Below are 10,451 nucleotides of genomic sequence, written 5' to 3' on the forward strand. Positions count from 1 at the left end.
TCCCCCCCCGGGCTGAGGGGTGTCCACAACCACGCCGCCCCCCTCGGCGGCGAATTCAGCCGCCCAAACTCACCCGGGCGCGCGCCCCCGGCCCCCCGCGGCGGCCGCCCACGGCAACACGATCCGGCTGACACACGTGTGGGCCTGAGGTCCGCGCCGCCTCCGTGGACGACGCACATCCTGTTCGTCAACGCGCTGCTGATCAATTGTCAATCCAGTCCTGGTGTCCTGACCGCGTTCCGCAGTCTCATCCGCACGCGGTCCATCGACAACAGGAGATTCCCGTGTCCCACCCGTCCACCCCCACTCCCACCCCCACCCTCCGCCCGAGCACCGGCACCCGCCGCCGCACCCGGCTGGCAGGCCTGGCGCTCGCCGTCTCCGCGATATCCGCGAGCAGCGTCACGCTGCTCGCCGCGCCGGCGAACGCCGCCGTGGTCGAGCAGATGATCACGATCCAGGACCACCAGAACCACAATTCGCTGGCCAGCTCCGACGGCGAGGGCTCCCGGATCGTCGCCCGCAACTACCAGAACGCCTCCACCTCGTTCTGGATCTCCAACAAGCCCGGCGACCGGGTCGACTTCGCCCGCAACGTCAACGGCACCGAACGCGTGCTGGAGATGGACACCAACGACGGCCGGTCCACCCAGTTCATCCACTGGTGGGCGGGCGACAACCAGCAGTGGACCCTGGAGCCCGCCGCCGGCGGCGGCACCTACCTCCACAACGCCCGCGACAACCGCTGTCTGACCTACCACGGCCTCGACCGGGAGGTCACCGTCGAGAACTGCGACGGCAGCATGGCCCAGCGGTTCGACCTGATCGGGTCGGGCACCGGCCCGGGCCCGGGCCCGGGCACCTCCGTCGAGCAGCGCTTCCTGGACCGGCTCAACACCGTGCGCGCCCAGAACGGCAGGCCGGCGGTGCGCCTCAACCAGACGCTCTCCCAGGCCGCCAAGTGCAACGCCGACCAGATGGACCAGCGCCGCGTCTCCGGCCACTTCTGCGACTCGGGCAGCATCGCGCGGGGCCTCGGCTACACCGGGAGGGGATTCGGCGAGATCGCCTTCTACGGCCCCACCGACATCGACGCCGCCGTCGACGGCTGGATCAAGTCGCCCGGCCACCTGGGGATCATGCTCGGCGACTACAACGAGGTCGGCCTGGCCCGCACCGGCAACGCCTCCTGGAACGCGGACTTCAGCACCCGCTGACCCCCGCCGCGACCGCTCCGCCGGGGCCGCTCCACCCGCGACCGCCCACCCCGGCGGAGCGGCCCCGGCCAGAACCTCCGCCAGGGATGGCACTTCCGGGAGGCCGGCCAGCGCACCGAGGTGCTCCCGGGGAACACCCACGTGCTGTCCGGGATCGGTGCGGGATTCCAGTGGGGGAACCCGCTGTCTCCGGCATGCCTGACCGACCCACAGGGCGGTGATGGACCGCCCGAGCTGCGGGCCGGCGGAGGCCGGTGCGGGTCAGCCGAGTGCGTTCTTGTGGACGACGCCGTCCTTGACGATCAGCTTCAGATTGCGTTCGGGGTCTGCGAGGACGGAGAGGTCGGTGGTCGGGTCGCCGTCGACGACCAGGAGGTCGGCCCATGCTCCCGGCGCGATGACGCCGAGCGGCGCGGCGCGGTAGGGGTCTCGGCGGCCGGACAGGCGGAAGAGTTCGGCGTTGCCGGAGGTGGCCGTCCGCAGGGCCTCGACCGGGCTGAGGTAGCTGCCGAGCCGGACGAGCATCTCGTTCTGCCGGTGGGCCTTCCCGGGGTCGAGCACCAGGTCGGTGCCGAAGGCCAGCCGAACACCGTGCTTCACCGCCCAGCCGATGGTGCGGGCGACGCCTTCACAGACCTCGCGGTTCTTGCGGTCGCTGTCCGGAGAGGCGTAGTGGTGGTCGTCGACCGCGAACGGCTGGGTGCTCAGCCACACGCCCTGTTCCGCGAGGTGGCGGATGGTGTCCTCGTCGACGAGGTGCCCGTGCTCGATGCAGCGCACGCCGGCCCGCACCGCGCGGCGGACGCCTTCGGAGGTGTAGACGTGCACGGTCACGTAGGTGCCCCAGTCGGAGGCCGCGGCGACGGCGGCCTCCAGTTCGGCCGTGGTGAACTGCAGGACGTCCAGCGGGTCGAACTCCGAGATGACGCCGCCGCCGGCCATCAGCTTGATCTGAGTGGCTCCCTTCTTCAGCTGCTCGCGCACCGCGGCGAGCACCCGTTCCGGCCCGTCGGCCACCCGGGTGAACCCGATCTGTTCGGTCCGGGCCGGTGGCCCGCCCAGGGCGGTCGGGGCGTCGTGGACCGTCCCGAAGTCGCCGTGGCCGGCGGTTTGGGAGACGGCCGCCTGGCTCGGGTAGATCCGCGGGCCCGGGAACAGCCCGCGGTCCAGCACGCGCCGGAGCGGCTCGGTGTCTCCGGCCATGTCCCGCACGGTGGTGAAGCCGCGCATCAGCATGTCGCGGGCCGCGGCCAGGGCCTGGTAGTGGAGGGTGCCGGTCGGTGCGAGCTGGAGCTCCGCCATGGTGCCGCCGATCGCGAACAGGTGGACGTGCGCGTCGGTGAGGCCGGGGAGGAGGGTGCGGCCTCCGCCGTCGATCACCGTCGCGCCTCCGGGTAGGCCGGGCGGGAGGGTGCGGCCCAGCACCACCTCTGCGATCCTGTCCCGTTGGACCCGGACGTGCCCCGGCACCGCTTCCCCTCCGATCCCGTCGAAGACGCGCACGTTCGTCACCAGCAGCCCGGCACCCGGGTCGTCGACACCCATGCCGTCATCTTCGGCTGGTCACGGGACCGGGACCAGCGGGACGGGCCGATCCGCCGATGCGTCGCTCTCACCAGTTCATCGACAGCGTCCGGTGGGACCTGGTCGTCAAGGCCGTGGAGGCCGACGCCGACGTCGTTCGGGTGGTTCTGTATGGCGAGCGGTGGCCCGGGGCGGGGCGCGGAGGGATGGGGATCGGCACGGAGATGCCGAGCAGCGGTCCGCGCTCGTCGGCCTTCGCGTCGGTCAGGCCGTGCGGGGTGCGCAACGGGTGGTGGGGCAGGCCCTGGAAGTACGTAGAGTGCGGTGGGAGAGGGAGTTCGGGTCAGGCGTCACAGCCGACCTTCGGACTCCCTTGCTTCATTTCACGCGTGCCAGCAATCCCGTGGCATCAATCGTCTAGTCGGACCGGAAGTTCACACGTGAGGCCTCAGAGCATCGACATGCGCCAGACCGCCGAACCGCGTCGGACGGCCGACCACGGTAGAACCGGCCACCGCGCCCCGACCGCGCCGGCCACCGTGCACGCATCCACCACGCGCCTTCCCGGACAGCGCGACGGCACCGCCCTGCGCGCCGCGCTCGCCGATGCCACCGAGGACACCATCGTCTACGACCTGGACGGCATCGGCCGTCAGTACGCCGCACTGTGCGCCGAACTTCCCGGCGTGGCCGTCCGGTTCGCGATGAAGGCCTGCCCGGTGGACGAGGTGCTGGACCATCTCGCCGCGCTCGGCTCCGGCTTCGACGCGGCCAGCCCGCAGGAGATCGCCCAGGCGCTGCGCACCGGCGTCGCACCCGAGCTGATCCACTACGGGAACACCGTCAAGTCGGACCGCAACATCGCCGAGGCGTACCGGCTGGGCGTGCGGGACTTCGCTACCGACAGCCCGGAGGACGTCGCCGCGATCGCGGAACACGCCCCCGGATCGCGGGTGTTCTGCCGGATCGCGACCACCGGCGAGGGCGCGCTGTGGGGCCTCAGCCGCAAGTTCGGCTGCTCGCTCGAGGACGCCGTGCGGGTGCTCGGCGCCGCCCGGACCGCAGGGCTGGTGCCCTCCGGCCTGTCGGTGCACGTCGGCTCGCAGCAGATGACCGCCGGGGCCTGGGTGGCGGCGATCGAATCGCTGGCCGCCGTCCTGGAGGCGCTCAGCCGGCGCGGCATCGTGCCGAGCCGCATCAACCTCGGTGGCGGGCTGCCCGCACTCGGCGTCCTCGACCGGCGCGGCCGGCCGCTGGAACCGCCGCTGGACAAGATCTTCGTGGTGATCCGGGAGGGCATGGACCGGCTGCGCGCCGTCAACGCCGCGCCGCTGGAGTTCCTGCTTGAGCCCGGCCGGCACCTGGTCGCCGACCACGGCGCGATCCGCGCCCACGTGGCGCGGCTCTCCTCCCGCCACCGGCTCGACGGTACCCGCGAGGACTGGCTGTACCTGAGCTGCGGCAAGTTCAACGGCCTGTACGAGATGGACCAGTTGCAGTACCGGCTGGAGTTCCCGACCCACCAGGGCGGGCAGTTCGTCGACGCCGTGGTGGCCGGCCCGACCTGCGACAGCGACGACGCGTACGCCCAGGAGGACGGCCTGGTCCGCGTCCCGCGCGCGATCGCCTCGGGAGACCCGGTGTGGGTCCACTCCTGCGGCGCGTACGCCGCCGCCTACGCCACCCAGGGGTTCAACGGCTTCGCGCCGCTGCCGTACACCTGCATCGGCGGGCGCCGCAACGGAGGAAACGCATGAGCGAGTACCGGATCCGGCTGCTCCGGGAAGAGGACTGGGACGCCGTGGTCGCGCTGGAGGAACGCGCCTACGCCGCCAGTGGCCTGTCCGAAGGCCGCGAGGCCCTGCAGTCCCGGCATCGCGCCTCACCCGACACCTGCTTCGCGCTGGAGCACCCGGGCGGCCTCGGCGGCTACCTGCTCGCCCTGCCGTACCCGCTGTTCCGCTGCCCGGACCTCAGCCGCAGCGAGGACGCGGACGGGGACGGCACTGGCGGGCGGCCCGCCAACATGCACGCGCACGACCTGGTGATCGCCGAGCAGCTGCGCGGCCGGGGTCTCGCCCCACGGATGATGCGCCACCTGGACGACACCGCGCTGGCGGCCGGCCACCGGACGGTCTCGCTGGTCGCCGTCCTCGGCGCACAGGCCGTGTGGGCTCGCCTCGGGTACCGCGCCCGGCCCGAGATCGGGCTGCCCGCGAGCTACGGTGCCGATGCGGTCTACATGGCGAAGCCGCTGGAACCCGAGGTCACCGATCCGACTCCCGAGTCCTCACCCAGAGCCGAAGTGGGTTGATATAGCCATCTCCCGTACCCGGCAGGGTTCCGCCGCTTCCGACCGGCCATCGGCGGGCCGCTCCTGGCTCCTCGCTCCCCGGCGACCAGGGGGTCTGCGATCGACCCGTCGCCGGGGAGCCGGTGGAGCAGAACCGGTGCTCGTCAGTAGCGCCAGCGGACGGCCTCGATGACCTCCGCATCCGTGCGCATCGCGAACAGCTCCGCCTCCGCGCGACGGACGGCCAGCACGGTCTCGTACAGCTCGGGGCCGAGCGCCTGCCGCAGCACGTCGGACTTCTCGTACGCGTCGATCGCCTCCGGCAGGCTCTCCGGGAGGCGCTCGGCGTCGCCGAGGGCGGCGGGGTCGCTCGTGGTCTCGGGCGGGAGGGGCAGACCGGCGTCCAGGCCGGCGAGTCCGGCGGCCAGCACGCCGCCGATCGCCAGGTACGGATTGGCGGCGGCGTCGAAGCACTTGAGCTCGGCGTTGGCCTGCCGGGCCGTGGAGCCGGCGATCAGCCGCAGTGCCGCCTCACGGTTCTCCAGGCCCCAGCAGCGGTAGGCCCCGGCGAAGTGGGAGGGGACCAGCCTCAGGTAGGAGGCGACGCCGGGTGCGCCGAGGGCGAGCAGGGCGGGCAGCTCGGCCAGGACGCCCGAGAGGAACTGTTCGGCCTCCGGGTGCAGCCCGTGCCGGCCGGGGCCGCCGTGCCCGAGGTTCAGGCCCTCTCGCCAGAGGCTGAGGTGCAGGTGGCCGCCGTTGCCGATCGAGCCCTCGGTGAAGACGGGCGCGAACGAGACCCGCAGGCCGTGCCGGGCGGAGACGGCCCGGACGGTGTGGCGCACCAGCATCGTGGTGTCGGCCGCCTCGACAGGCCCCTCGGCGGCGACGGAGACCTCGAACTGTCCGGCGGCGTACTCGGGGTGGACCTGGAGCACGGCCAGTCCCTGGGCGGTGAGGGCGCGCAGTACCTCCCGCAGGTAGTCGGAGTGCTCGATGAAGCGGGTCATCCCGTACGCGGGCCCGGTCGTCGCGGGGGCTCCGGCGGAGTCGGCCACCACCCACTCGATCTCGATCCCGGCCCGCACCGAGAGCCCGCGCCGCTCGACGGTCTCGGTGACCCGGCGGGCGAAGTGGCGCTGGCAGCCGGGGTGCGGGGTGCCGTCCTGGGTGTAGCGGTCGGCCGGGGCCCAGGCCCAGCCGGGCTGGGCGGCGAGCGGGGTGAGCCGGTCGAGGTCGGGGACGAGCCGCAGGTCGCCCACCGGGCCGGTGCCCGAAGGCGCGGTGGCGAAGGAGTCGTCCACCAGGGAGACGTCGAAGCAGGGTACGGCGCCGACACCGTACTCGGCGGCGTGTTCGAGCTGGGCGAGCGGAACGGACTTCACCCGGGTGAGCCCGGCGTTGTCGACCCAGCCGAACACCACCCCGTCGATTCCTGCGGCGGCGAGTTGGGCTTCGGCTTCCCGGGCCTGGGCGGCCCGCTCGGCTGGGGGGTGCGTGGTGGTCATGCCGCTCATGCTGGCGTTCGCGGCAGTCGGCGGGCCAGCCGCCGGCCGGGAGTTCACTCGTCCGTGATCGGCCGGAGCTGCGGAGTGACACAGGAACCGCCCGGTGCGTCTTCGGACGATTGCCGGGGCCGGCCCGGCGTTGTGCCGGGGGGCGCCGACTCGATGGGCTGGGGCCGGCCGAGCGCGGGAGGGTGGCACGAGAAAACGGCGATCGCCATTGATCTAGAAATGTGATGATCGGTCTAATTGGGCGGCAAACCTTTACTGAGTTCGTAGCGATTGGTAGTTCGGATTGCACTCGGCCGGGTGAATCCCGTTGAGGATGTTTGGTTTTGACGGGAGCTATTCGACTACGGTGGCGGAGGATCGGGCGGTTGGCCTCATCGGTGAGGAAATCGGTTCGGCGGGAAATCCGCGACGTGAGCCGACAATCCCGAAAAGGAGTTCTACCGCCGGTCCTGCTGTGCGTGCTCCGGCAGTTCGCCGTGCCCGGGGTCCCCTGTCATACGTAGAGAGGTTGGAACACCATGCCGCCCGTAGTTCCGCCGTTCCTGATCGGTCTCGTCGTCTCGCCACTGGTCAAGCGTCTGCTGAAGCCGCTGGTGCGAGGCGTCGTCAAGACGTCCGTCGGGCTCGTCATGGAGGTGAAGAAGGCGGCCCACGAGGCCGGGGAGAACATCCACGACCTCGCGGCCGAGGTCGCCGCCGACGTGTCGGCGGCTCAGGTCACGTCCGGTGACGGCCATCGTGCGGCCGGGAACGCGACCCCGAACGCCGAGAGGGGCGAGGCCGCCGCCCGGGCCGAAGCCGAGGCGAGGGCCTCGAAGATCCGTACGACCGTCGGCGCCGGAAGGGCACACTGACGCACCGGCGCGACCTGACCCGCCGCCTGGACGCACACCGTGATCGAGCTCGCGAGCTGTGTCCGCGCGGTGGTCGGCCGCGGGCCTTCCGGCCCCATCGGCCGCCCCTTCAGAATTCCCGCTCCGCCACATTGATCCGTCGTGCCCGATGCCGGATCGCTCATGACCTCCGCAAACAGGTGATCGTACACATGCCATCTCTGCTGGGTTCCGCAGCCGGATTCCGCTCCATGGATCCGGACGCGAGCCTGCGCTCGGTCATTCCGGGCCGCCAGCGCTGGGACGTCAGGCTGGTTCTCGGACGGCCCCGGACGGCCGAAGTCCTCGCCGCGGTCCTGCGGCGCGTCCCCGGGACCTGCGCGACGCGATCGGGTTCGTCGCGTAGGACCCGTTCCTCTTCGACGGCAGCATCGTTGACAACATCCGCTACGGCAGCTTCGCGGCCTCGGACGAGGCCGTCGTCAAGGCCGCCTCGATGTCCGAGGCGCACACCTTCATCGCGGCGCTGCCGGACGGCTACGACACGGTGATCGGTGAACGCGGTGCCGCGCTGTCGGGCGGCCGGCGGCAGCGGATCGGCCTGGCGCGGGCGATCCTCAAGGACGCGCCGGTCGTGATCCTCGACGAGGCGACCTCCACGGTGGACAACGAGACCGAGGCTGCCATCCAGCGCACGCTGCGCGGCTTCGCGGTCGGCGGGACGATGGTCGTCATCGCCCACCGGCTCTCCACCGTCCGCCACGCCGACCGGATCTACGTCATGGACAGGGGCGGCGTCGTGGCCGAGCAGGGCACCCACGACGAACTCCTCGCCCGGCACGGACTCTACGCATCCCTCTGGCAGCTCCAGGCCGGCGAACGCGCCGCCTGACCGCAGAAAGCCGCACCGCCCGCTGACCGTGTGACGTCACCGCGGTCGGCGTGGCCCGGCGCGTCCTGCGCGCCTGCCCGCCCACACTTCTGGAGGTACCCCCATGTCCCGTCGCGACGGCGACGTCCTTGCCCTGACAGCGGCCCAGCGCGAGATCTGGCTCGCCGAGCAGCGCTCCCGGACACCGATCCCCGGTTACCGGGTCGGTGAGTGCCTGGAGATCCACGGGCCGGTCGACCCGGACCTGTTCGAGACCGCGCTGCGCCGCGTCGTCGACGAGGTCGACGCCCTGCACGTGACCTTCGTCGACGGCGGTGACGGCCCGCGCCAGATCCTCCGCGAGACCTGGGACTGGGCACCGGCACACCTGGACCTGAGCGGGGAGCCCGCACCCCGTGCGGCGGCCATGGAGTGGATGGAGCGGGACCTGATGCGCCCGCTGGATCTCGCGCGCGACCCGCTGTTCGGGCACGCGCTGGTCAAGCTGTCGCCGACCGAATTCCTCTGGTACCTGAACTACCACCACGTGGTGCTGGACGCGATCAGCAGTTCTATGGTCCGCCAGCGGGTCGGCGAGGTGTACTCGGCGCTGTCCGAGGGCGGCGCGGTGCCGCCGTCGCCGTTCGGCTCGCTGCGGGACCTGGTCGACAGCGACGCCGCCTACCGTTCGTCCGCCGACTTCACCGCCGACCGCTCCTACTGGACCGAGCGCTGTGCAGACCTGCCCGCCCCGACCCGGCTCACCGACAGCGCCACGACTGACCCGCACCGGGCCCTGCGTCTGGCCGAGGAGCGGGAGCTGCGGAGCCCGGACGCGCTGCGGGCGGCGGCAGGGAGGGTCGGTGTCCGGTGGTCCCGCCTGGTGATCGCGGCGGCGGCGCTCTACGCCCACCGGCTGAGCGGTACCCAGGACGTGGTGCTCGCCCTCCCGGTCACCGCCCGTCGGGGCTCCGACCGCGACCTGATGTCAGTGCCCGGCACGATGTCGAACGTGGTGCCGCTGCGGCTGACGGTACGACCGGACATGCTGTGGCGCGAACTCGTCGCCCAGGTGGCACGGGAAGTCGAGGCGGCCGTCGCGCACGAGCGCTACCGCAGCGAGGACCTGCTGCGGGATCTCGGCGCGCCCGGGAGCATCGGGACGGTGTTCCCGCTGATCGTCAACATCATGGCCTTCAACGCGAGGCCCACCTTCGCCGGGCACCCCGCCTCCGTGCACCACTTCGTGTCCGGGTCGACCACCGATCTCGCCGTCTGGGTGTTCGACTACCGGGACGGCAACCCCCCGCTCCTCAGGCTGCACGGCGCGCCCGAGGCATACGGCGACGACGACCTCGCCGCGCACCAGCAGCGGCTGCTCGCCGTGCTCGACGCCGTCGCGGACTGTGACCCTGACGAGGCGGTGGGCCGGATCGACCTGCTCACGGCCGCAGAGCACCGAGAGGTGGCGGCCCTCGGCACCGGGCAGGTGGCGGCGGATCCCGCCACGAGCCTGCCGGAGCTGTTCCGGGAGCAGGTCCGGGCGACTCCGGACCTCGTCGCGTTGGTGTGCGGTGACGTCTCACTGACGTACGCGGAGCTCGACGTGCGGGCGAACCGGCTGGCGAACGCCCTGATCGACCGGGGTGCGGGGCCGGAGCGGCTGGTGGCGGTGGCGCTGCCGAGGTCGGCCGAGCTGGTGGTGGCGATCCTCGCGGTGCTGAAGACCGGCGCGGCGTACGTCCCGGTCGACCCCGAGTACCCGGCCGACCGGATCGCCTACCTGCTCGACGACGCCCGACCGATCCTGCTGGTGACCGACTCCGGCAGCGCGGACCGCCTGCCCGACGGCGGTCCGGTCGACCGGTTGGTGCTCGACGCCCCGGAATCGGCCGCCCTGGTGGCGGGCTGCCCGCCGACCGACCCGACGGTGGTCGTCGATCCGGGCCACCCGGCCTACGTCATCTACACCTCCGGCTCCACCGGCCGGCCCAAGGGCGTGGCGCCGACCCACGGCGGCCTGCTCAACCTGCTCACGGACCTCCGGGAGGTGCACTTCCGGGCGGTCCTCGGGGAACGGCAGCGGCTGCGGGTGGCCCTGACCACGTCGGTGTCGTTCGACGCCTCCTGGAACCAGCTGCTCGCCCTGTTCGCGGGCCACGAGCTGCACGTCCTGGACCACGAGACCTGGACCGACCC

The 10,451-nt window shown here is 72.2% G+C and carries 7 protein-coding genes and 1 pseudogene; 6 read left to right on the forward strand and 2 right to left on the reverse strand.

Annotation, left to right across the window (positions count from 1 at the left end):
* The first annotated feature begins 284 nt into the window (after positions 1-284).
* On the forward strand, positions 285-1,217 hold the full coding sequence (locus ACFV6D_RS29560; RefSeq protein ID WP_380561786.1) for a CAP domain-containing protein: 933 nt from the start codon (positions 285-287) through the stop codon (positions 1,215-1,217).
* A gap of 261 nt (positions 1,218-1,478) precedes the next feature.
* Here the strand turns inward: ACFV6D_RS29560 and ACFV6D_RS29565 are convergent, their stop codons facing one another.
* Positions 1,479-2,762, reverse strand: coding sequence for an amidohydrolase family protein (locus ACFV6D_RS29565; RefSeq protein ID WP_380561787.1), 1,284 nt, complete (start codon positions 2,760-2,762; stop codon positions 1,479-1,481).
* 419 nt (positions 2,763-3,181) lie between these two features.
* On the opposite strand from ACFV6D_RS29565, the gene ACFV6D_RS29570 reads away from it, so the two are divergent.
* Complete coding sequence (locus ACFV6D_RS29570; protein WP_380561789.1) at positions 3,182-4,498, forward strand: type III PLP-dependent enzyme; 1,317 nt, start codon at positions 3,182-3,184, stop codon at positions 4,496-4,498.
* Entirely contained in the window at positions 4,495-5,055 is a 561-nt protein-coding gene (locus tag ACFV6D_RS29575; protein WP_063351962.1) for a GNAT family N-acetyltransferase, read from the forward strand. The genes ACFV6D_RS29570 and ACFV6D_RS29575 overlap by 4 nt, the downstream gene beginning before the upstream one ends.
* Before the next feature lie 143 nt (positions 5,056-5,198).
* Here ACFV6D_RS29575 and ACFV6D_RS29580 read toward each other — a convergent pair whose 3' ends face one another.
* Positions 5,199-6,539, reverse strand: a complete 1,341-nt coding sequence (locus ACFV6D_RS29580) for a glutamine synthetase (protein WP_380494611.1) — start codon at positions 6,537-6,539, stop codon at positions 5,199-5,201.
* Between the two features lie 527 nt (positions 6,540-7,066).
* Here ACFV6D_RS29580 and ACFV6D_RS29585 point away from each other — a divergent pair.
* From ACFV6D_RS29585 to ACFV6D_RS29595, 3 genes and pseudogenes are all read left to right on the forward strand, one after another.
* On the forward strand, positions 7,067-7,402 hold the full coding sequence (locus tag ACFV6D_RS29585; RefSeq protein WP_063351960.1) for a DUF5132 domain-containing protein: 336 nt from the start codon (positions 7,067-7,069) through the stop codon (positions 7,400-7,402).
* A gap of 349 nt (positions 7,403-7,751) precedes the next feature.
* A pseudogene (locus tag ACFV6D_RS29590) lies at positions 7,752-8,273 on the forward strand (ATP-binding cassette domain-containing protein); the annotation flags it as partial.
* A 103-nt stretch (positions 8,274-8,376) separates the two neighbouring features.
* The coding region (locus ACFV6D_RS29595) for an AMP-binding protein (protein ID WP_380561791.1) at positions 8,377-10,451 on the forward strand (2,075 nt) is incomplete at its 3' end.

Origin of the sequence: Kitasatospora sp. NPDC059812 (genome assembly GCF_042732075.1) — a bacterium.
Taxonomy (GTDB): Bacteria; Actinomycetota; Actinomycetes; order Streptomycetales; family Streptomycetaceae; genus Kitasatospora.